Raw genomic sequence first — 21,959 nt, 5'->3', positions numbered from 1 at the left:
TGCCGGAATTTTGCTTAGCTACGCGAGGGGTCTGACGACCCCCCCCCCCCGGTGCCTCCTGTTGTGGCAGGCGTGCTCGCGCCGGACGCAACAGGCTCGCTGGCCTCAGTGCTGGCATCGGCGCTGGTGCCGGCAAGCAGGCCTAGAGGCAGGATGACGGCCAGCAGTGTGCTGATGGCCATAGCCGGTCCGATAGACGTGTGCTGATGCTGACGCATGATAAGCATGATCCCCTTCCCCAGGAACTGCGGCTACATGCCCGGAACTCCCCAGTCCGGATCCCCCGCCGCATGCCGGGCACATTCCCGGCCTCATCTGCAACAACTTTATCACCCTGGTGGACATGCCTAGGCGCAGGCGCCTGAGAACTGTTTGTTCTAACTGGCTTATCGATTCTTCTGGGCGGACGGGTGCTAAAGAGAATGGGTGGCTCCGCTGTGTTGGGGACTGCGGGGCCACCCTGTTTAACCTGGCCATCTTGGGGTATGGTCCGGTTGCTTACTCGTGTGAAGTCTTCAGGCTTGCAGGCTGCGTGCCTCCCGCCGATGGCGTCCGGCGGCTGCGGCACCAGCTGCTGCCAGCATTCCGACGGCCAGCAGGATCATGATCCCGCTGCTGCCGGCGTGGGGCAGGATGCCTTCGTAGGTGTAGGTCAGGTGTGTTTGAGTCTGGGCGATCCCGCCCAGGGTCCAATCCACGATGACATCAGCCTGTCCCGGGTTATGGGCGGGCGTGACCAGGGAAACAGAGCCGTCAGAGTTCTGTTGCAGAGTACCAACTGCTGTCTGGTCGAAGCTGACACCGGTGATCAGCAGGACCGGGTTGAAGGACACCAGAGCCGGAGTACTGCTCTGCGTCAGGCTTTGCTCGACGCCAAGCTGGTTGTACTGGTTGTCACCCCAGGCGTAGGCGTTGCCATCCTGACCGATGGCCAGGGAGTGGTTTCGTCCTGCATTGGCACGTGCGGCTGTGAGCCCGCCGTCGGCCTTGCCTTGGCCCGCGGGCGACGATACGCGCGTGGGCGTGGGCTGGTCGCTGGTGGCGCCGTTGCCGAGTTGGCCGTCGGTGTTCCATCCCCAGGCCCAGGCTGCGTCGCTCTGGTTGACGGCCAGGGAGTGGTGCACGCCGGCGCTGATCCATGCGGCCTGGAATGCTTGGCTGGAGTTCGTAGGACCCGGGATCTGCTTGGGGGAGGGCCGGCTGGTTGTCGTACCGTCGCCTAGCTGCCCGTGGTCGTTGTATCCCCATGCCCAGGCTGTGCCGTCCTGGCTGATGGCCAGGGCGTGGTTGGCGCCTGCGCTGATCTGCGCGGCTTTGAAGGCCTTGCTGGTATCTCCGGGGTCGGGTACGGGTGCCGGGTCGGCGGCGTATGTGGTGCTGTATTCTCCTGTGGCCGCTCCGTTGCCGAGTTGCCCGTAGTTGTCGTATCCCCAGGTGTAGAGGCTGCCGTCCGTGTCCTTGGCCATGATGAAGCTCCAGCCGAGGCTGACCTGGGCCGCGTGCAGTCCCAGGCCTGAGCCCCTTGGATCCTTGGCCAGGGTCGGGGCCAGTTTGGACGTGCTGTATGCGGTGTAGTTGTTGTTTTCGCTGCCCCAAATGTAGACGCGCCCCTGCTGGTCGATGGCGGCCGAGTCGTAGGCGCCGGCGCTCACCTGTACGGCTTTGAAGGGCTGGCCGTCCGCGCCTTTGACGGGCTGTGGCTTTGAACGGCTGGCGGTGGTGCCGTCACCCAGCTGCCCGTGGTCGTTGGCCCCCCAGCTGTAGACGATGCCGTCGCTGCCGACAGCCAGCACGTGGTAGCCGCCTGCCACGGCCTTCGTGTAGGTAAAGCCGGCGGCCACGCCGTCGGGCAGGGGAACTTTGACCGGCGTTTTCTGCGTGGTGTTGTTGGCGGTGCCTTGGCCAAGCTGGCCGTGCTGGTTGCTGCCCCAGGCGTAGGCGTTCCCGTCGCTGGCCACGCCTACGGAGAATCCGCGGAAGTCCCCCGCATGGTAGCCGCCGGCGCTGACCTGGTTGAAGCGGATGCCTCGGCTTATCTTGGGCGGCGTGATGGTTGCCTGCTGGCCGCCCATCGAGCTGCCCTTGATCGGGTTGATCGCCCAGTCGCCGGTATTGGCTGGGCTCCAGTGCGCGACCAGCGTGATGTCTGCGGTGACCGGCTGGCTGAAATCATAAGCCACATTGGAATTACCTTCGGCATCCTTGAGGAACCAGCCATCAAACAGACAACCGTCTACTTTTGGTTCTGGATAGGGACGCTTTACCTGTCCGCCCTCTGTGATGGACTGGTCCGCTGGCATGTCTGAAGGCATCGGACAGGCAGCGTCCGTGGATGTGAATCCGACGTTGTATTTGGGCCCGGTGTAAATGTAGGACAGATATGCGTCCGGCTGAGGTCCGTTCATGCTCCAAGTGATAGTGACATTCACCCATCCCTTGCTGTGCGGCGGAGTGGTGACGCTCCAGGTGCCGTCTGCGTTGGCAGCTAGCCCTGTGCCTGGTGTCCCGCCGAATTTGACGCTGGTGATTGCGGCATGGTTGGTCAGGGGAATCGTACCTGGCTGATAAGAATCCCGTTTCTTAGTGTCTCGTCCCAGTTGGCCATTGGAGTTGCGTCCCCAGCTGTAGAGGTTGCCGTCGGAGCCGATTGCCACAGCATGATCGCCACCTCCGATAACCTGGGTGTAGTTGACGTTCTTCGCTGGCGGGTCGATTTTAGTTGGTTGGGGATCTGTCGTATTCCAGTATGGCCTTGCTAGTTGTGCATGGCTGTTGTTTCCCCACGTATATAGGATCCCTTTGTCGTCCAAGGCGAAGCCATTCCAGTCTCCCGCGCTGATCTGGATTATGTGTGTCTTTGTAGGTACGTTGACCTTGCCTCGTGGGTTGATCCTTGTGCTGCCGGTGTATCGTCCCAGCTGGCTGAAATTGTTGTATCCCCAGCTGTAGAGCACCCCATTCGAATCCAAGGCCAGGCAGTGCATGCCTTTGGCGATTACTTGTGTGTAGCGGACTCCGGCAGCAGGCGTATCCACTTTCCCTGGACTGCCGGTCGGTGTAGTGCTGGCGTCGCGGCCCAGCTGACCATGGCCATTGCCTCCCCAGCTGTATAAGTTTCCATCAGTGTCGAAAGCCATGCAGTAGTCATATCCAGAGGTGATCTGGGTGAAACGGATTCCTGTCGGGGTGTCCACTTTGCCTGGCCTGGTGGTCGGCGTGGTGATGGTCCCGCGTCCCAGTTCGCCGTCGCTGTTGTACCCCCAGCTGTAGATGCTGCCGTCCGAGGCTAGTGCTTCTGAGTGGTATTTTCCTGCGCTGACCTGGGTGAAACGAATTCCTGCAGGGGCGTCCACTTTTCCAGGAGTATCGGCTGGTGTGGTGTTGGTGTTACGCCCAAGCTGACCATAACTGCTGCTGCCCCAGCTGTACAGCTTCCCTTCTGAATCAAGGGCTAGGGAGTGATCGTAACCTGCGCTGACCTGAATGAAGCGAAGTCCGGCCGGGGTATCTTCCCTACTTGGTTGCCAGTTGTAGTCGGAGCCATACATTTCTCCCCAGTGGTAGATGCTGCCGTCTGATCCCACTGCCACTGAATATTGGTATCCTGCGCTGAACTGGCTGAAGCGGATGGTTCGAGCCGGAGGTGCAGTCAGGGTGATTAAAGTGTTGCCGGCTGTGGGTCCTTGAGTAGGTGAGAGATCCCAGACATCACCGTTTTTGGTCCAACGGGCTTCCAAAGTCATGTCACTGGTGACAGGCTGGCTGAAGTCGTAAGCGGTCAATGTGCCGTTGATGAACCAGCCATCAAACGAATAGTTGGGTCGGGCTGGGTCGGCAGGCCTCAGCGCTTGGGCGCCTTCATTGACGGTTTGATCAGGCGTGGTGGTCCCGCCCTCTGTATCAGTGAACTTGATGGTGTACTGGGCGGCTGAGCGGGTCTGGGGATTTTCGGTATTCGTGCTTGGTGCGGCGGATGCAGTCGGTTGAATTGGTTCTAGGGGCGATGATGTGTTTAAAGGCGATGGGGTGGCTAGTGGTGATTGGGGTGTTTCTGATGTGGCTGTTGGCGTTGCCTTGCTAGGGAAAATACCGGAATTTCGCTTAGCTACGCGAGGGGTCTGACGACCCCCCCCCCCCGGTGCCTCCTGTTGTGGCAGGCGCGCTCGCGCCGGTTACAGCAGGCTCGCTAGCCTCAGTGCTGGCATCGGCGCTGGTGCCAGCACTGAGACCTAAAGGCAGGATGATAGCGAGCAGAATGCCGACGGCCATAGCCGGTCCGATAGACATGTGCTGACTCTGACGCATATTAAGCAAAATCCCCTTCCCCAAAGATTGACGCCACCGGTCCCTACCGGTAGAGCTACCCTTGGAGGCTTTCCTGACGCTGCGCATATCCCCATCCCTCTGTGCGAGGGTGCGAGCAGAAAGCCTTGTGTCTTTCAACTATACTACCTGCCGATAAAGTTCTCTCAGATGGAATGTCGGGGAGGCAATTCTGAGCCGGACTTCAACGTTGATGGGTGCGTGACCAGGAATGATCCATTGGCCACTAATCAGGCAGGCCAACCGGCGATGAGGGCGTGCAGGCCCTTGCGGTAGCTGGTCTCCATAAGGGCACTAATGCCGTCGTCCGTAGAAGCGAAGAGTGCCTTCAAATCATCGAATCCTTGGGTGTTGTCGGCCAGTCTTTTGGCCAGATCCGTATTGGTCTGGCCGCCCGCCCCGCCGACCGGGGGAGAGGCCTGGGCGATGGCGCTGCCCAGGGTCAGTCCGGCCAGGCTGTTGAGCAGGTGGATGGTGTCGGAATCGACCTTGAGTCCGTGGGCGGTCAGCTGGTTCAACCAGGTGCTGACCATGTGGAAGGACTGGTCGGTGTTGATGGGATGCGTGGCCATGAGCGGGAGCGCCCGGGGATGCGAAAGCAGCGTCCGGTGAACCTGGAGCATGACCTCTTCAAGCGCTTGCCGCCATACCATGCCCTGTGGTATGGAGTCCAGGTCGGTGGCTGACTGCCAGATGAGCTCGACGATCCCATCAAGCAGGGCGGCCTTGCTGGGTACATGACGGTAGATGGCTGGTCCTGACACCCCCATTTGCTTGCCCAGGGCGCGGATGTTCAGAGCTTCCAGTCCGTGCTCGTCGACGAAATAGAGGGCAGAGCGCAGAATGTAGTCGCGGTTGAGCGTCGTCTTGACGGGTGCCTTGGGTGGGTCAGCCATGCTTTCTCACTCCTTCCGCTGTACTCCTCTCTTGAATAGTACCGTTGCCAGGAGAGCCAGGGCGAGCAGGAAGGCCAGCAGGATACGCAGGTCAGGCCAGACATCCGCCATTCCGGCATGGTCGAAATTGATTTTTCCTACGGCATCCATGGCCCAGTAGACGGGGCTGCCCTTGGCCAGTTTCTGCGCCCAGTCGGGGAATCCGGAGACAGGGCTGAGCGCGCCGCCCATGCCAGCCAGGAGCATGCCGAGGATATTGTTGAAGGACATGGCCATGTTCTGGGAGGACGAGAAGATGTAGAGCAGCAGGCCGAAGAGGGTCAGTACAACCGAAATGACCAGGCAGACCGCGGCCAGGGCCAGGACTGATCCATTGGGCCGATAGTGGTAGAGCGCCGTCCCGATCAGCATGACCAGAGAGACCTGGATCACCTGCACCATGAAGGACACGCTCAGTTTGGCCATGACCAGGTCGAAGAGGGAGACCGCCGACACCCGCATCCTGTCCCAGGTGTGCCATTCGTGCTCCTGGAAGAAAAGTTGGAGGACCAGCTGCAGGGAGAACATGGCGAAAAGAATGGCGAATCCCGGAAGCGCCTGCTCGGATCCGTTCGCGCCCAGATGCCCCTGGGCCCGCAGGGAGTCCCGGTAGGAGGGCAGCATGAAGGGGATGATGATCAGTGGAATGGCCACGATGACCGCCTGCAGCCAGATGCTTCGCAGCTCGATTTTGAAATTCAGGCGGAATGCTGCCAGGTAACCGTTAAACCGCATGGCGCTCACCTGTCTTCCCATGCTCGTGACCCGGCAGGATCGCTTGAGGATGCACCCATGACGGTCATGTAGGCCGACTCGATGTCAGGCTGGACGATGGTAATCGACGCCAGACGGGCCTTTTTCATGACCGGCTCCTGCAAAAGGCGGGCCAGCTCCTGCTCCGGACTGGACACTGGGTGGTCGGGCTTCAGGAAGCCCTCGATCATCTGCCATCCGGGGATCTGGACTGGGGTCTGACCGACGAAGGAGATGCGCAGGGATGCGCGGGCATATTTGTGGAGCACCTCCTGCAGAGAGCCCTGGACCTGGATCCGCCCGTCGATCAGGAAGGCCAGGTCCGCGCCCATCTCTTCCAGCTCCTTCAGGTAGTGGGTGGTGTAGATGATGGTGGTGCCCTGCCGGCTCATGGCCTTGACCATGTCCAGTATTCTGGCGCGGGCCTCCACGTCGGCACCGACCGTGGGCTCGTCCAGGAAGAGCACTGGGGGATTGTGGACCATGGCCATGGCGGTGTGGAGGCGTCGTTTCTGCCCTCCTGAGAGATTTTCGGCTGATGTTCCTGACTGGGACCCCAATCCCATGAGCTCGATCAGCTCGTCGGCCCTTTTGCTGCCCTGCTTGGTGCTCAGTCCCTGCAGGCCGGCCATGCCGCGCAGGTTGTCTCGGACGCTGAGGTGGGGATAGATGCCCAGGTCCTGGGGAGCAAGTCCGATGACCCGGCCGAAGATGCGCGAAGGGGTGCGATAGGGGTTGTGCCCCTCGACTGTGATGTGGCCTGAGTCCGGCTCGCCCAGCCCGGTCAAGGCCGAGATCAGGGTTGACTTGCCGGCCCCGTTCCTGCCCAGCAGGCCCAGGATGCTGCCGCGCCTGACTTCAAGATCCACACCCTTAAGCACCTGCCTGCTCCCGAATGATTTGCGCACCTGGCGACAGGACAGGGCATATTCACCTGAGTCGTTTTTTGCAGGTTGCAAGGTATACCTCCTGACGAATGTTGCTGATTAACAATGTAAACTATAATAACATTGTTAACTACTCAGTCTCACCATGATTCTTGTGGACTGCGTCAGCTCTCGGATATTCTGACGTGGCGTGGTGGGGATATACGCCTCGCATCGTCTTGGAAGTATTATGCTTACCTCAGCAGTGTTGGGAATCCGATAATTACTCTTCAACGAAGAAGACCCGGGGGGTTGTTTAAGTGCGAGCGGGACAGGATGCTGTCTATGCCGCTATGCCTTGGCCGTAGCCTTGGCTTAGTGATTCCGCAGGCGTAGCGACGGCAATAGCTGGTGTATACAGTAGCTGGCCTATGACAGAAGAATGTTGGCCATCCATAAGAGGAAGCTCCAGTTGGGGAGCAAAGCAGGAGATTGAAGGAGATTGAAGAAATGGGGTGGCTCCGCAATCTTGGGGGTTTGCGGGGCCACCCCGCTTACTCGGGCAAAGAGCTCAGTGGCGGCGGCTGCTGGTTTCCCGCTGGTGGGAGGCTGCTGCTGTGGCGCCTGCAGCGGCGAGCAGTCCTGTGGCGAGTAGGACAAGGAGGCCGGTGCTGCCGGCCATGGGCAGGATGCCCTCGTAGGTGTAGCCCAGGTGTGCGGTCGTCTGCGCGACTTGGTCGATGGTCCAGTCGACGGCCACATCGACGTGTCCTGCGTCATGGGGTGGGTTGGTGATGCTCCAGGTGCCGTCGTCGTTCCTGTACAGGCTGGTCCCGGGGATGCCGCCGAACTTGACGCCAGTGAGAACCAGAGGCGTCGGATCGAAAGCAACCGCCAAAGGGGTCGTGCTTTTGGCTGCCGTTTGATTGTTGCCCAGCTGCCCGTACTGGTTGTCACCCCAGGCCCAGAGATTCCCATCCTGCCTGATGGCCAGTGAATGGAGTTGCCCCGCGCTGCTTCGAACGGCCTTGAATGCTTGGGCCTTGTTGGCGGGGTCCTTGATGAGCGCGGGCTTTGTCTGATTGACGGTGCTGCCGATGCCCAGCTGTCCGTTGCTGTTTAATCCCCATGCCCAGAGATTGCCGTCCTGGCCGACCGCAAGGGAGTGATTCACACCCGCGCTGATCTGAGTGGCTTTAAGACTTTGGCTGGTATTAGTGGGGTTTTGCACAGTTTGAGGCTGATATTTGTCGCTGGTACTGCCGTCACCCAGCTGGCCGTATCCGTTGTATCCCCAGGTCCAGGTGTTCCCATCCGTATCGATGGCCAGAGCATTCCAGCTTCCTGCGCTGATCTGGGTGGCCTGGAAGGACTGGTTGGGCAGTCGGGCCGGATTGGATGCGTAATTGGTGCTGTTACTGGTGTTGTTGCCGAGCTGGCCATTAGTGTTGTACCCCCATGTGTACACGTTGCCGTCGGCATCCAGGGCCATGACGAAGCTCCAGTTGAGGCTGACCTGGACCGCACGCAAGCTCTGTCCCGGATTGTCCGGGTCGGCGGCTGGTGCCGGGTTCTTCCTGGTTGTGCTGTATATAGGTGCCTGCCCCTTGCCTGTGCTTTCGCTGCCCCAGGTGTAGACGTGGCTTTCAGAGTCGATGGCGGCCGAGTCGGCGACGCCGGCGCTGACCTGTACGGCTTTGAATGGCTGGCCGCTGGTGTCCTTGACGGGCTCAGGCTGGTACCGATCCGTGGTGGTGCCGTCACCCAGTTGCCCGTGATCGTTGCGTCCCCAGCTGTAGAGGATGCCATTGGATCCGATGGCCAGAACGTGCGAGTCGCCGGCTACAACCTGGGTATAGGTAAAGCTGGAATCCGCTCCGTCGGGCAGGGGGACTCTGACAGGGGACTTCTGCATGCTGGCATCGGCCGGTTTCTGAGCCAGCTGCCCGTACTTGTTGCTTCCCCATGCATAGGCGTTTCCGTCGCTGGCGACTCCTATGGAGAAACTGTCGGCGCTCGCGGTCTGGTAGCCTCCGGCGCTGACCTGGTTGAAGCGGATGCCTCGGTTGATTGTGGGCGGGGTGATGGTCACGTGCTGGCCGCCGAGCACATTGCCTTTTTCAGGGTTCAGGGCCCAGTGGGTGTACATCTTGGTCCAGTGGGCTGCCAGGATGACGTTGCCGGTGACGGGCTGACTGAAGTCGTAGGCGATCTTGGAGTCGTTGCTGGCATCCTTAATGAACCATCCGTCGAATCGGCAGCCGTTTGTCTTCGGATCAGGGGAGGGACGTTTGGCCTGTTTGCCTTCGGTGACGGTCTGGTTTTGGGGCATGGCGGAGGATACCGGGCAGGAGCTGTCCGCACTGGTGAAAGTGACGGTGTAGGAGTCCAGGTATCTGTAGGGCAGGTGGGCGTCCGGCTGCTGGCCGTTCAAAGTCCATGAGACGGCTGTGTCCACTTTTCCTCGCGCATGCGCAGGCGTGGTGACGCTCCATGTGCCGTCAGCGTTCCTGGTTATATTTCTGCCCGCCGTTCCACCGAAGCTGACCGCAGTGACTGTGGTAGTACCGGGCATGTTCACTCGGCCGGGGACGTGTCGTTCGCTGGTGGTGTTGTCGCCCAGCTGGCCGTTGGCGTTTTTGCCCCAAGAGTACAGGTTTCCGTCTGAGGCCAAGCCGAAGGAGTTATTGTCCCAACCGGCGCTTGCCTGAACCCAGGTCAGTCCGGTTGGCGTATTGGGCGGCGCTGCAACTTTGACAGGGGTGTTTCGCTGCGTAGTGGTGTTATCGCCCAGCTGGCCATTGTCATTAGCACCCCAGGAATAGAGATTCCCGTCTGAGCCAATCGCCAGTGATGCAACAGATAGGAGGCTTACTTGTTTCCAAGAAAAGTTAGGTAGTACTCCATTAGGTGTATGCGCCCGAGTTGGCCCGTACACGTCAGCGGTGAGCCCATTGCCAACGTTGCCTCGTCCGCCGTAACCCCATGTATATATGTTGCCGTCGGATCCGATAGCTTGCGAGTAGTAGTCCCCCATTTGGAACTGTCCCCAGGTGAATCCAGAGGGAGCCCCTTGTGGCCAGGCGATTGGGACGGGCGTGATTTTATTGTCGGTGATTGATCCTGTGCCCACTTCACCACGGGTATTTGCGCCCCAGCCGTAGATCCAGTTATCTGATCCCAAGGCCAGAGAGTGCCATCCCCATCCGCTCATCTGCTTCCATATGAATCCGGAGGACGCTCCTTTTGGCATCTTCACCAGGACTGGGGCATGCCGTTCAGTGGCAGTGCCGTCCCCCAGTTGGTTATGATCGTTGCTGCCCCAGCTGTAGAGGTTGCCGTCAGATCCTAGGCCAAGAGCATGTAGGCTACCAACCGCTTCCTGCTTCCATGTGAACCCAGATGGGGCATTTTGTGGCATATTAACAGGTTCGGGGGTGTGATGCTCGGTTGTAGTGTTGTTCCCCAACTGGCCATAAGTGTTGTCACCCCAGCTGTAGAGCTTGCCGTCTGATCCCAGAGCCACGGAGAACAAGTATCCGGCTGAGGCCTGGACCCAGGTAAAATCCTGGGATACGCCTTTGGGTTTCTTTACCGGGACCGGCTCATGACGTTCAGTGGTGGTCCCGTCGCCGAGTTGGCCATGATCATTGCTTCCCCAAGAGTAAAGGTTGCCGTTCGAGGCGATTGCAAGGGTGTGCCCTCTTCCTGAGCTGACCTGGCTGAAACGAACTCCTCGGGATCCCGGCGGGGTCAGGGTGACTTTTGTGCCGCCTGCTACCGGCCCCTCCACAGGGCTCATGCTCCAGACATCTGCCCTGGTCCAATGGGCGGTGAGTTTCAGATCTCCGGTGACGGGCTGGCTGAAATCGTAGGCGACGGGTGTTGAGCCAATGAACCAGCCGTCAAAGAGATAGCCGTTTCGAGTCGGATCTGCTGGACGTTTTACACGCTCCCCGTCCACTACTGTTTGTGTCGTGTTGGTGCCTTGGGGACTGCTGAAGGTGACGGTGTGCGGTGTGGAAGCGCGTGCCTGTAGCTTGGCGTCGTCTTTGTCTAGCGTGGAAGCGATGGAGGGGGTCGGCTGTGTGGGATTCAGCGGGGAAGATGTAGCGAGGGGGGATGGCGAAGTAGGAGTTGTTGCTGTATCTGTTGGCTGGGTGGTGATATCGAGAGAGTTACTGGATTGTTGTTGAGCTTCACGATCCGCCTCCTCCCCGCTATTTGCTTGTGTGGTCGGTGCTGCCGTGTGGGTCGCGCTGGACTCGTTTGCGGTGTTGTCTGCCGTGGCATAGGTGCAGACTAGGAGACTTGCGGGTAGTATGACGGCCAGCAGGAGGCTGACCAACAAGGCCGGTCGAGCCATTATATTCGAGTGCTGACGAGGCATAAGTAGATCCCCTTCCCCAGGAATCGCAGCCGCGTTGTCACGAATCCCCAACATTCGGCGAGACATGCGCCGAAGACAACCTTGGCTACTTATACAAATTTACCATATATGTGAAGGCAAAGTGAAAATGAAACATGGAAAAATATCGCCAGTCATACGGTGTATGACTGTCTTTTTGCTTCTATATGTGGAGATGAATACATGACTTGAAGCTATTAGTGAGTATGGAGCCATCCTATTGGTCCGGCCGCTTACTTGATGTAGCCTCGGGCTGTCGCAATAGTCACGGAGAGAAGCCCAAAGGATAGCTGAAGAAGGATTCCGATGTTGCCCTATATGGCCCGTTGTCCTCCTGGGTTTAAGGCTAATTGGGTTGGAGCATGGTTGCTCAGCTGATGCTATCGATAGTGAGCTCCGGGAGTAGCTAATGCAAAGCTGCTGTCAACGTGCTGTCTGCAAACTATGAGCTACTTTGGCGTTACCGCTGGTGCTGTGCGTATTGGTGGTCAGCAGAGCTTGCCGGCCAGCCGTTTGCGAGTGGCTTCTTTCGATTGCTGGATTGAACTATTGCGACTCAAGATGCAGAGTGTTCTTCATTGCCATGGCTTGCTTGATAACTAAGGCCCCAATCGCGCATAGCTTTGATAACTGGTTTCAGGCTCTTACCCGTTTCTGTCAAGGAATATTCCACTCGAGGAGGTACCTCCGCATACACTTTGCGGTGCACTAGGCCATCACGCTCCATTTGGCGCAGGTTAGAGGTAAGCACCTTCTGCGAAACATTGCCAACGGAACGGCGCAGTTCGCCAAATCGCATGGTCCCGTTCAGCAAATCACGCAGGATCAGTGCTTTCCACTTATCAGAGATCATCAGCAAAGTCGTCTCTACGGGACACGTCGGTAACTCGCGCTCCATTACACTCCAATCAGCAAAATGCAGGGAAATCCATAAAGGTTCCCAAAAAGTAACTATAGAACATATTTATGCCTACTTCTTTTTTGCTCAGTATGGCAATAAGGTACATCATGACAGCAGAAAGCAGAACGATTCTGTAACGAATATGGAGGGAACCATTATGAAGATTGCAGTAGTTGCGGCAAATGGTAAAGAAGGCCAGCTTGTCGTCAAAGAAGCCTTGTCGCGCGGGGACGAGGTAACGGCTGTGGTGCGAGGCGAAAACAGGTCGGCAGCTCCAAACGCCATAGTTAAAGATTTATTCGATTTGACCACAGCAGATTTGGCTGACTTCGACGTAATTGTGGATGCCGTCGGCACATGGACATCGGAGACTCTGCATGTCATTCCGGATGCAGCCAAACATCTTGCTGACATATTGTCAGGAACCGATATCAGATTGATTGTGGTAGGGGGTGCCGGAAGCCTGTTCGTTAATAAGGAGCACACCTTGGCGCTTAAAGATACTCCTGATTTTTTGGATGACTACAAGCCTGTTTCCGCCGCCCATAGCAAGGCGCTCGAAGGCCTACGCAACCGTTCCGATGTTAAGTGGACCTACATCAGCCCTGCCGCTGATTTCCAAGCCGATGGAAAACGCACCGGTTCATACGGGTTGGCAGGTGAAGAATTGACTACAAATGCCAAGGGGGAGAGTTTCATCAGCTATGCCGATTATGCAATTGCTGTGGTGGATGAGGCCGAGTCGGGTAAACATGTCGGTGAACGCATTTCCGTTTATGCCAAGTAGTTGTATCGAGTTCAAGCACTTTCGCTTGAGAAACCTGTATTAATCTGCTTCTTTTCAAACAACGTCGTTTCCGTCGTGAGAAGTTAAAGGGGATGCCTATACACGGCTATTTTTGGTTTTATGGTTGTGTGAACCGCATCCTCTGATTGTTGGATTGCTTTTAGCTTACCGACAGTCTAGATGCGGTTTATTTGACTGAGCCTAATAGAAGCCTCCATGCCAAATTGGCGTCATTTGTTTTTGCGCTGATCAAGACGAGAAGGGGCAGCTGTTAAGACAAATACTTGGAAGAATTTCAAAAAGTCTACATTTATGGCTATTTGTATACGAAGTTTGCCGCAGCTTCAAGAACAGTGTCATAGTGGTTCATCGATCAGTTTTTTATAGGAAGAAATGACGAATGATGGCTAAGAAACATGATGAGACGGCTGCATTCCTGTTAGCCAGGATCAAAAGCAACATGAACATTTTTTCCAGACCGTCGCCGAATTATACCGATGATTCTCCAGCATCGGCCAGCCGACAAGGCCGGCCACGACCACCGTAGCTACCGCGGCGACAATCGCTAAAACCAGCCACTTCGGGCGCAACCTGTCTGACGGGGCATCCCCATCATACGGCATGATCGCCGGAGGAGTAGCAGCCTGTGCCTGGACCGGGTCGGAGACGGTTTCAAACTCGCTGGTTCCCCCGTCTCCCTGATCCGCCATGAATCACTTTCTCTTTTCTCAATATCTGTTTCGTCTCAGGCTCTGTGGCTATGGGCAGGCGCGCATTGATACTCTTCTACATCAGACAGTGCTTTGGATAAGGAAAATGCCAAAAAGAGAATAGTCATCCTTTCTAATATAATCGGTGTCTTGTCGTTCAGACTTTATGGCTTTCTCGATATAGCTTAGCTTAAACAGTAAAGTAAGGACACTGTCGCCCATGATTGTGTGCGGTAGTTCGTCGGTGAAGGTTGTCATGTTCATGTAGGAATAAGAAGGTCAATTGCCAGCTATGATATCTCGCAGTACTGCGATCTGAACACCTAGGTATGAAATACAGTTGGATTCGATCATTAATTTTGGAATTGCGATAAATGCATACCGTTGTAGTTCCCAGAGATATGGCATCACCGATACTCGGATTTGCAGCGCGGATAATATTAGAAACCTTGTATGAGGGCAGGCTCGTTTCATTGGCACACATAACTTTGTGAGTAATGGCTCGAGGCCTATTTTGATATTGGGTGAGGGATAATAAATTTATAGTTATCTTTTAACCTGGCACGTTGCCTGCGATACTCGGCAAAGAGGATCGGAAAAAGGGTTATGAGCGATAAAGACCAGAAATCAGAAGTCGAGGAAACAGGCGAAGATGCCGGGTTTGAACAGGCTCCACCTGTGGTAGTGCCGGGGGATGGGGATGCCGCTTCAGGCAGGCGACATCCGAAGTGGCTGGTTCCGGTGATTGTCACCGTGATTGCAGTGATGGTTGTAGTGGCCTGTATTGTGGGCTAGAATCTGGCTGAGAAGCGTCGGCATGATGCGGCGCTCGAATCATGCAACAAGACCGTCAAAACTCTGCAAAACAGGACCAGCTCGTCCAAGATGGACAGCTACCGTGATGCATCCAGCATAAAGGCAGACCAGGTTAAGGATGCAAGCACCGTGCAGGCAATGGCGCGCAGTGTGAAGGCCGCAGGTGGGCTTAAGCGGCCAGCCTTCCAGTGCAAGGCCTCCATGTCCTCTGATGATCTGAGCGCCAAAGCCAGCAAGGCCAAGAAGCTTGGTAGTGAGTATGCGGCCGTAGCCAAGTCGGCTAAGGCAGTAATGGCGTCCCGGGATGCGAAGACCGTGGAGGATGCGAAGGCGGCCCTGAACGCGAAGAAGGACGAGGCAGCAAAGCTGTTTGGCGATTCTGATGGGAAAGTAGCCGACTCTGCCGTCCGTGACAGCCTGCAGAAGGTTATTGATCAGGTAGGCCAGATAAAAGCGGATACGGCGAAAGCCTACCGGGATGCGGTGAACGCTTTGCAGGCGGCTATCGACCGAGTGAACGCCTCCGTGCAAGCCAAGAGCCAGGCTGACCAGCTGGCCGCCCAACAAGCGGCATCCTCCAATAACAGTGGCCGAAGCGGCTACACGCCCTTCCAACGGCCGTCCTACGGGCGGGGCGGCAGTTGGTCAGCCCCCGCACCGGCCCAGCAACCAGCACCCTCAACAACGAACGGAGGGGGGTATAATCCTGGGGTCGAAGACTGGATGAATAGTGTTGGGCATTCTGTCTGCCAACAAGGCCAAGCCTGTGGCATTGGGTGATTTATTAAGAATGTGTCAGCCGGACTGGTTGCTTAGGTAGGTCTCCTATCCCGCTGGAGCTGTTCGGGTTGGCCAAATTGATCGGTCATCCCCTTTATAGTGCCTGGAGGGAAACATCAATAGTGACACTAGGAAAGATCGGATGTTGGGCCGGACGGCTCACACGCCTGGGAACCGGATAGGTCGGCGGGGCGGTGGCTTTTGATGCCGCCGGGGTCAAGCAGGTGCTAAGGCGCTAGTGTATTCCTTCGCAGTAGGATTTCAGCCATTGTTTGCTGTACTTGCCCGAGAATGCAATAAGGTTCGAATCAAGTCTGGATGTTGTAGGTGTGGATTCTTTCGCTTGGCGGGTCCTTCTGCCCCTATCTCTTTTTGCCGCAAGCCGTAATCCAGGAAGGCCTAGTCAAGGCAAACTGATCGGCCTATGAATCAGTAAAGACCGAATGGTTAGACGATTCATGAATATAGAGGCACTTTACTGATAGGAGTCCAACGATTAAAGCCGGAATCGACGTGTCGTAACAGCGCGGAAAAGCAATAACCGGAATTATGCGGCTTGCTTTGGCAGGCTTCGAACGTGAGGATCGAGCAATGCAATCATTTCGACACCATCTGGCTGGTTGCATGAGAGCTTGTGCGAGTTGCCCTTTTTAATGTCGATTTGTGCAAATGGGAAGAAATTCTGCCCGTCGCCTGCAGGATAATTCAAGTTTGAAGAAGATCGCTGCATGGATTGCCCATTTACCTTGCATTGCTCGGGTTTTGCCTGCTTAAGGTCCGCCCGCCGTGCAAGTACATACAGGGTTCCTGATTTGTTTGCAGAGATGGTTTTGACGCTGCCATCACCAGAAACGTCGTACTTTGTCAAAGATGAAAAATAATCGGAGGCCTGTTCCACTGACGGCTCTGACTGATTCGCCCCCTGGCAGCCGGAAAACAGTGCCACGCTCATCAATACTGCTATCAGGGCAATTATTTGTTTTTTCCAAATAGCCGCGGCCGTCCTTGCTTCGCTATGGAATCGGGCTGGCAATGTCGCCAACTGTTCCATGCGTCCCTGGGAATCCCCCTGAGATGCCTCTGCCGGATCAAAGTCCGTCTGTCCAAAAGCCTTTGTCTTCTTCATCAGTTCTCCTTAGGGAGGTGAGGAGGGTTCACGACGCTGTTAGTTAGATTTAAGTTTCATAACCTAGAAGAGCGATTATTAGCTGAAACAGATTTAACTCTTTATTTGAAGTATACAAATATTTGCCGACTTGTATCATCAGTGGTCGAATGCTGGCTATGTTTGCCTGTTATTAGCATGACGCGTTCAATCTCCACCGTCTGCAGACCCGAAGTCACAGCGCCTGCTCAAGGGTCTGGCCGTCGGGTTGGTTCTGGCTGGCACAGGTCATCGCAGGCCTGGCGCTGACCAAACATTTCAATCTGAATGCCGTCATCACCTTCGCCTTCTTCACGCCGACCATGCCCGCCCTGATTCTGGGTGGGAACGGATCCTCCGGCTACTCCCTCTGGTTGATGCTTATCTACCACCATGCCTTCATAGACCTGTCTGACTAGCAGGTCTATCTCTTCCCCATCGTAGCTGTGGCCCTGGTTGCCGTTGCACTAGCACTGAGTTTTCAGCCGCCGCATAGAGAGGCAGATGGCGGCATGAGTCAGAAATTCAGTATAACCAGCTCCATCAATACCAGCCAGGCCCTTCGCAGATCATGCATGCATAATGACAGGTTGTGCCTGGGCATTGATGGCTGTATGCGCTTCCGATAGTGTTGGCTTTTACAGACATAACTTTTCGAAGTCTCCTGGCTATCTGTGTTGATGGCTTTGGGGCTGTGACATTGCCTTGGTCCGGCTGCATGGGAGCTTCATTTCAACGAGGAGGTTAAGCATGCTCCAGATAGCATGGTCTGACGTGGTGGGAGTCATAGATGCCATCAAATGGTATCTGGTGGTCTTCGCGCTCATCGTCATTGCCGCCATTATTGTTGCGGCGCTCGCTCATCTTTGGTCCGTTCCGGTCCGCAAACTGGTCCGGTCCAATGCCATAGCCGTGCCCTTGGTGGCTCTGGTTGCTGTGGTCAGCATGATACTGACAGGGCCCATGTCCACGCTGTTGAATCTGTCCATGAACTCGGATGCTGCAGGGAAGGCGAAGATTTCGGATGCGACTACCGCCCAGGCTGGCAAGGTGGCCAGATCCATCGCGGGAGAAGGATTCGTACTGCTGAAGAACGATGATGGCCTTCTGCCGCTCACCGATACGAAGAAGCTCAACCTCTTTGGCTGGGCCTCGGAGAATCCCGTTTACGGAGGCACAGGGTCGGGCGCCATCAACGCCAGCTATGACATCCAATCCCTCAAGGAGGGTCTGCATAAGGCCGGTTTTCAGACCAATGATGAGTTGAGCTCGCTTTATTCCAAACTGGGCAAACGGGATTCATCCAACAGCACCTTCAACAAAGGCTGGTCCCTTCCAGAGGTCACTGCCGACCGCTACACCGATGATGTCATGGCCAAGGCCAAGGCTTTCTCGGATACTGCAGTGATCACGCTGGCCAGGGTCGGCGGCGAGGGCTACAACGACATGCCCCAGGACATGAGCCAGCTGCCTGCCGACAAATACCGCAACAATTCCGACAAATATGCAGACTTCCAACCAGGGGAATCGTATCTGCAGGCGTCGCGCACAGAGCGGGACATGATCGACCTGGTCTGCAAAAACTTCGACAAGGTCATTTTCCTCTATAACGGATCAAACCCCATGCAGTTGGGATTCCTCAGAGATCATCCTCAGATTCGTGCCGCCCTCTGGGTTCCTGCGCCCGGCAATGTCGGATTCGATTCCTTGGGGGAAATCCTGTCCGGTCGCATCAATCCGTCTGGACGTACGACCGACACCTTCCTTTATGACATGCGCAAGGCGCCGTGGTGGAACAATGCCGCAGCCACGGACTATGAGAATCTCAAAAGCAAGGCCGTCAGCCTGCCGGTGGCTAAGGGCGTCACCTTCAAGCTCAAGCCGTCATACATCAACTACGTGGAGGGTATCTACGTCGGGTACAAGTATTACGAGACGGCCGCCTCCGAAGGTGCCATCGACTACGACTCCACGGTTCAGTTCCCATTCGGCTACGGCCTGAGCTACACCAGTTTCAGCCAGAAAATGTCCGATATCAAAGACGAGGGCGATTCGCTCGGGTTCGCCGTCACCGTCACCAATACCGGATCCGCTTCGGGCAAGGATACTGTCGAGGTGTACTCCAATCCGCCTTATATCAACGGCGGCCTGGAGAAAGCCACAGCCAACCTGATCGCATTGAAAAAGACCCGTCTGCTGGATCCCAAGCAGTCCCAGACCATCAAGGTGTCCATTCCCAAGGAACGGCTGGCCTCCTATGACTATCTGGGTCACAAGGCCTATGTGCTTGAGCGCGGTGCTTACGAGATTTCCATCAAGTCCGACTCACATCACGTGATCGATCATAAGGAGTATGCAGTCGATAAGGACGTGGTCTATGGAAAAGGAAATCCCAGGCCCAGCGACAAGACAGTGGCGACCAATCATATCGACGAAGTTGCCGGCGATGTCAACTATCTATCCCGCAAGGATCATTTCGCCAACTATGAGCAGGCGACTACTGCCCCTGCGCTGAAGGAGCTGCCCAAGAAGTATGTCGACCAGTACCATACGAACGCTGACTTCGACAGGGCTACATACACCCGCAAGCAGGATGCCATGCCCACCACGGGTGCCAAGAACCATCTGAAGCTGGCTCAATTGCGCGGCGCGTCGGCTGATGACCCCCGCTGGGACAAGCTGCTTGATCAGATGTCGGTCAAGGACATGTCTGAGCTCACCTCGATGGCTGGCTTCCAGACGGCTGCTGTTGATTCCATTGGCAAGGTGGCGACGACGGATGCGGATGGTCCTGCAGCCATCAACAACAACTTCACCAAGAAGGGTTCGCTTGGATTCCCGGTAGCCGTTGTTCTGGCCAACACCTGGAGTGCGGACCTGGCACGGCAGTACGGCGAGATCATGGGGAAGATGGCACGTGAGATGGGCATCGTTGGCTGGTACGCTCCGGCGATGAACACTCACAGGACATCCATTGGCGGCCGAAACTTTGAGTACTTCTCAGAGGATGGCGAACTTGCCGGAGTCATTGGTGCCAATGCAGTGGCAGGAGCCAAATCCAAGGGTGTATACGCCTATATCAAGCATTTCGCCCTCTACGATTCGAATGCGATGATGGTCAGCATCTGGTCCAATGAGCAGGCAGCCAGGGAGATTTACCTGCGGCCCTTTGAGATGTCCGTCAAACAAGGCAAGGCCGACGCGACCATGGTCGGCTGGGACTACGTAGGCACCAAGTGGTCCGGAGAACAGGGGTGGATCAACACGATCATGCGCAACGAATGGGGTTTCAAGGGCATGGCTCTTACGGACTCCTTCGGGGCTGACGGCCGTGGCTTCATGAATGCAGACAACGCCCTGCCCAATGGAGTTGATGCCATGCTCTCGACGTATGGGAATGGCCCCAATGTGGTCGACAATCCCAAGTCCCCGTCGTCGGTGAAGTATCTGCGTCAGGCCAGCAAGCACATCCTCTACACGGTGGTGAACAGCGGCGCCTATGACGACGGTGGAGCCAAGGCGAATGCCATGCCAGCATGGAAGAAGATGGTGATCGGCGTGGATGTCCTCACGGCCATACTCGCGATTGCCGCCGAGGTTCTATTCATTAGACGCTATCTGCGTCGGCGCTCGCAGGCTGACGCGGTCGTCACTGGTCGTGGTGACCTGACGGACCAGAATGGGCAGCAGGAATCCTGACGATTCGGGTCTCCAAGGCGGGGCAGGGGCATGATGGCTCCTGCCCCGCCTTAGTATTGATATCAGAATCGGAGGCTTAACCTTACTTGGCCTGCTTGTTTGGGATCGATGCCCGAGGGGCTCGGCTTTCCCTGGTCTGCACGACATGATTCGGGTATTGGACATTAATTCCACTGCGGTTTCTGAGAGCGGGGTGATGGAGACGACGACCAGCAGGTAGAGGGTGGTCATCCATTGCACGCTGGAGATCCTGATACTGAAATGGCTCATGAGGGCCGGGAAGGTGATGTTCATAGCCGTTTTCACGATCACGCCGCAGAAGGACATGATGCTAGTGGCTACCACTGCACCGATGACCCTGCGGGGGCTTGCCTGGGTTGCGCTCATGAGCGAGACTTCTTTCCGGCCAGGGAGGAATCATCGGAGTTCAGAGTGATGAAATAGGCCAGCATGCGGTCGAAGGCAGCCAGATCACGTTGGCTGAACCGGCGTTCCATGGCTGTTTGCTGCCCGGCTAGGCACCAGTGATCTGACATCTACTTGGGCCAAGGCAATGATGCTGAATCGGGATGGTTTAGGGGACGGGGTCGCCGACCTTACCTCGATTATTCCTGACGCTGGCTGATGTCGCTGACTGAGCCGCGCTGGATCAACTTCGCCGGAATAAGCGTCTTGGTGTTTGTAGGAACGTATTCTCCCTCGCACTGAAGCTTGACTTTGGCGAAGGCCTCGCGCCCGATGGTTTCGAAGTCCATGCGCATGGTGGTCAGGCTCAATCTGGGGACTGTCCCGATCAGAGAATCGTCGACACCGATCACGCTGACATCCTCAGGTACTCTTTTGCCGGAATCCTTGAGGCCTTCAATGGCCCCATAAGCCATCTGGTCGTTGGCTGCATAGATGGCTGTGCAATCAGCTTCATGCGCCAAGGCTCGCCCTGCCTCATATCCGCTGTCTGCTTCCCAATCGCCTATATAAGTAGGCGGCACTGGGATGCCATGAGCCTGAAGGACGTCTCTCCATCCCTTGGCCCGGCTTTCCGCGGCCCGTGAAGTCGAGGGGCCTGAGATGTGGTAAACAGTGCGGTGGCCTTTGTTGAGCAGATATTCGACGGCCGAAGTCGAGCATCCATATTGATCGGCATCGATAGTGGGGCAATGAGGGGAAGGCTTCTCGGTGATGAGCACGACGGGAAGCTCCTTGCTGGGTCTGAAACGATCAAAATCGCCGACTCTTTGTTCGAGCACCACGATGACGCCGTCCACAGGCAGCTGCTTCATCTGCTCTACGATGTCCGCCAAGGTAATCTCCGATGAGTGGTTCACTACGTGCACGGTCGCCGCATATCCGAATTCTGATGCGGCTTCCACAGCTCCGTCCAGGATGCGCGCATTGCCAAATGTGGTGATGTTGAACAGGACGATGCCAATATTGTTGAACCGGCCGTGTTTCAATGCCCTGGCGGCATAATTCGGTCGATAGCCCAAGGCTTCCATGGCGTTCAGCACTTTTTGCCTGGTGTGGGGGCGCACAGCCGTGCTGTCATTGACGACTCGCGACACCGTTTGCGGCGATACCTCGGCAAACTGTGCAACGTCCTGTATTGATACCTGTTTCTTCCGTCCCATGCCTACCTGATCCAGCTCATGGGAGCTTGCCGTCCTTAGCGTCGGTTGCTCCTTGGTGGCAGACAATATGTTTGCGACACCATTTTTATAAACACCAGTATATCAGAGATTAAGAGAATACTGGATTCTCTGATTCATGCTATTATGGTAACGAAAACATCCGGTGAACGTCCATTGCAGTTCGATATGGTCGGAGCTTGATTGTTTGT

The 21,959-nt window shown here is 56.4% G+C and carries 16 protein-coding genes and 1 pseudogene; 4 read left to right on the top strand and 13 right to left on the bottom strand.

Annotated features, from left to right (window positions below; genetic code table 11):
* Window positions 1–14: 14 nt before the first annotated feature.
* The 8 genes and pseudogenes from AC0AII_RS06780 to AC0AII_RS06745 all read right to left on the bottom strand — a co-directional run bounded on the left by AC0AII_RS06780 (window position 15) and on the right by AC0AII_RS06745 (window position 12,183).
* Entirely contained in the window at window positions 15–218 is a 204-nt protein-coding gene (locus AC0AII_RS06780; RefSeq protein ID WP_490446581.1) for a hypothetical protein, read from the bottom strand.
* A gap of 297 nt (window positions 219–515) precedes the next feature.
* Window positions 516–3,743, bottom strand: a complete 3,228-nt coding sequence (locus AC0AII_RS06775; RefSeq protein WP_490446580.1) for an RCC1 domain-containing protein — start codon at window positions 3,741–3,743, stop codon at window positions 516–518.
* Between the two features lie 30 nt (window positions 3,744–3,773).
* Window positions 3,774–3,914, bottom strand: a pseudogene (locus AC0AII_RS06770) (InlB B-repeat-containing protein); the annotation flags it as partial.
* A 639-nt stretch (window positions 3,915–4,553) separates the two neighbouring features.
* Window positions 4,554–5,219 (bottom strand): TetR/AcrR family transcriptional regulator, encoded by a 666-nt coding sequence (locus AC0AII_RS06765; protein ID WP_490446579.1) that lies wholly within the window; start codon window positions 5,217–5,219, stop codon window positions 4,554–4,556.
* A 6-nt stretch (window positions 5,220–5,225) separates the two neighbouring features.
* Complete coding sequence (locus AC0AII_RS06760) at window positions 5,226–5,993, bottom strand: ABC transporter permease (RefSeq protein WP_490446578.1); 768 nt, start codon at window positions 5,991–5,993, stop codon at window positions 5,226–5,228.
* Between the two features lie 5 nt (window positions 5,994–5,998).
* Window positions 5,999–6,919 carry an ABC transporter ATP-binding protein gene (locus AC0AII_RS06755; RefSeq protein WP_490446577.1) on the bottom strand — a complete coding sequence of 307 codons (921 nt, stop codon included), beginning with the start codon at window positions 6,917–6,919 and terminating at the stop codon, window positions 5,999–6,001.
* Between the two features lie 529 nt (window positions 6,920–7,448).
* Window positions 7,449–11,267: an RCC1 domain-containing protein gene (locus tag AC0AII_RS06750; RefSeq protein WP_490446576.1), complete on the bottom strand. Its 3,819-nt coding sequence runs from the start codon at window positions 11,265–11,267 to the stop codon at window positions 7,449–7,451.
* Window positions 11,268–11,841: 574 nt separating this feature from the next.
* Entirely contained in the window at window positions 11,842–12,183 is a 342-nt protein-coding gene (locus AC0AII_RS06745) for a winged helix-turn-helix transcriptional regulator (protein WP_463318708.1), read from the bottom strand.
* A gap of 160 nt (window positions 12,184–12,343) precedes the next feature.
* On the opposite strand from AC0AII_RS06745, the gene AC0AII_RS06740 reads away from it, so the two are divergent.
* A complete protein-coding gene (locus AC0AII_RS06740; protein ID WP_490446575.1) occupies window positions 12,344–12,973 on the top strand; it encodes an NAD(P)-dependent oxidoreductase in 630 nt (209 codons plus the stop codon).
* Between the two features lie 449 nt (window positions 12,974–13,422).
* On the opposite strand, the gene AC0AII_RS06735 is transcribed toward AC0AII_RS06740, so the two are convergent.
* Window positions 13,423–13,683: a hypothetical protein gene (locus AC0AII_RS06735; RefSeq protein WP_490446574.1), complete on the bottom strand. Its 261-nt coding sequence runs from the start codon at window positions 13,681–13,683 to the stop codon at window positions 13,423–13,425.
* Window positions 13,684–14,289: 606 nt separating this feature from the next.
* Here AC0AII_RS06735 and AC0AII_RS06730 point away from each other — a divergent pair.
* Both AC0AII_RS06730 and AC0AII_RS06725 read left to right on the top strand, forming a co-directional pair.
* The gene (locus AC0AII_RS06730; RefSeq protein WP_490446573.1) at window positions 14,290–14,478 is read left to right on the top strand and encodes a hypothetical protein; all 189 of its coding nucleotides are present in this window, start codon (window positions 14,290–14,292) and stop codon (window positions 14,476–14,478) included.
* A gap of 159 nt (window positions 14,479–14,637) precedes the next feature.
* Complete coding sequence (locus tag AC0AII_RS06725; RefSeq protein ID WP_490446572.1) at window positions 14,638–15,279, top strand: hypothetical protein; 642 nt, start codon at window positions 14,638–14,640, stop codon at window positions 15,277–15,279.
* A 547-nt stretch (window positions 15,280–15,826) separates the two neighbouring features.
* Here the strand turns inward: AC0AII_RS06725 and AC0AII_RS06720 are convergent.
* Window positions 15,827–16,405, bottom strand: coding sequence for a hypothetical protein (locus AC0AII_RS06720; RefSeq protein WP_101432063.1), 579 nt, complete (start codon window positions 16,403–16,405; stop codon window positions 15,827–15,829).
* A gap of 214 nt (window positions 16,406–16,619) precedes the next feature.
* Entirely contained in the window at window positions 16,620–16,748 is a 129-nt protein-coding gene (locus AC0AII_RS06715) for a hypothetical protein (protein WP_257468465.1), read from the bottom strand.
* 425 nt (window positions 16,749–17,173) lie between these two features.
* Here AC0AII_RS06715 and AC0AII_RS06710 point away from each other — a divergent pair, with 425 nt between their 5' ends.
* On the top strand, window positions 17,174–20,122 hold the full coding sequence (locus tag AC0AII_RS06710; protein ID WP_490446571.1) for a glycoside hydrolase family 3 protein: 2,949 nt from the start codon (window positions 17,174–17,176) through the stop codon (window positions 20,120–20,122).
* A gap of 383 nt (window positions 20,123–20,505) precedes the next feature.
* Here AC0AII_RS06710 and AC0AII_RS06705 read toward each other — a convergent pair whose 3' ends face one another.
* The gene (locus AC0AII_RS06705) at window positions 20,506–20,658 is read right to left on the bottom strand and encodes a hypothetical protein (RefSeq protein ID WP_490446570.1); all 153 of its coding nucleotides are present in this window, start codon (window positions 20,656–20,658) and stop codon (window positions 20,506–20,508) included.
* 69 nt (window positions 20,659–20,727) lie between these two features.
* Window positions 20,728–21,750, bottom strand: a complete 1,023-nt coding sequence (locus AC0AII_RS06700) for a LacI family DNA-binding transcriptional regulator (protein ID WP_463318882.1) — start codon at window positions 21,748–21,750, stop codon at window positions 20,728–20,730.
* Window positions 21,751–21,959: the final 209 nt, after the last annotated feature.

The organism is Bifidobacterium sp. VU/mBH4 (B4) (assembly GCF_058199535.1).
Note: the sequence above shows the minus strand (reverse complement) of the source record. Positions and strands in the feature narration are given on the sequence as shown.

Excerpts from the sequence above, each read along its gene's own strand:
- AC0AII_RS06715 (WP_257468465.1), bottom strand. The coding sequence starts at position 16,748 with ATGGTCGGCGTGAAGAAGGCGAAGGTGATGACGGCATTCAGATTGAAA.
- AC0AII_RS06705 (WP_490446570.1), bottom strand. The coding sequence starts at position 20,658 with ATGTCAGATCACTGGTGCCTAGCCGGGCAGCAAACAGCCATGGAACGC.
- AC0AII_RS06725 (WP_490446572.1), top strand. The coding sequence starts at position 14,638 with ATGGCGCGCAGTGTGAAGGCCGCAGGTGGGCTTAAGCGGCCAGCCTTC.
- AC0AII_RS06765 (WP_490446579.1), bottom strand. The coding sequence starts at position 5,219 with ATGGCTGACCCACCCAAGGCACCCGTCAAGACGACGCTCAACCGCGAC.
- AC0AII_RS06780 (WP_490446581.1), bottom strand. The coding sequence starts at position 218 with ATGCGTCAGCATCAGCACACGTCTATCGGACCGGCTATGGCCATCAGC.
- AC0AII_RS06700 (WP_463318882.1), bottom strand. The coding sequence starts at position 21,750 with ATGGGACGGAAGAAACAGGTATCAATACAGGACGTTGCACAGTTTGCC.
- AC0AII_RS06745 (WP_463318708.1), bottom strand. The coding sequence starts at position 12,183 with ATGGAGCGCGAGTTACCGACGTGTCCCGTAGAGACGACTTTGCTGATG.
- AC0AII_RS06760 (WP_490446578.1), bottom strand. The coding sequence starts at position 5,993 with ATGCGGTTTAACGGTTACCTGGCAGCATTCCGCCTGAATTTCAAAATC.
- AC0AII_RS06730 (WP_490446573.1), top strand. The coding sequence starts at position 14,290 with ATGAGCGATAAAGACCAGAAATCAGAAGTCGAGGAAACAGGCGAAGAT.
- AC0AII_RS06710 (WP_490446571.1), top strand. The coding sequence starts at position 17,174 with ATGCTCCAGATAGCATGGTCTGACGTGGTGGGAGTCATAGATGCCATC.
- AC0AII_RS06775 (WP_490446580.1), bottom strand. The coding sequence starts at position 3,743 with ATGACTTTGGAAGCCCGTTGGACCAAAAACGGTGATGTCTGGGATCTC.
- AC0AII_RS06750 (WP_490446576.1), bottom strand. The coding sequence starts at position 11,267 with ATGCCTCGTCAGCACTCGAATATAATGGCTCGACCGGCCTTGTTGGTC.
- AC0AII_RS06735 (WP_490446574.1), bottom strand. The coding sequence starts at position 13,683 with ATGGCGGATCAGGGAGACGGGGGAACCAGCGAGTTTGAAACCGTCTCC.
- AC0AII_RS06720 (WP_101432063.1), bottom strand. The coding sequence starts at position 16,405 with ATGAAGAAGACAAAGGCTTTTGGACAGACGGACTTTGATCCGGCAGAG.
- AC0AII_RS06740 (WP_490446575.1), top strand. The coding sequence starts at position 12,344 with ATGAAGATTGCAGTAGTTGCGGCAAATGGTAAAGAAGGCCAGCTTGTC.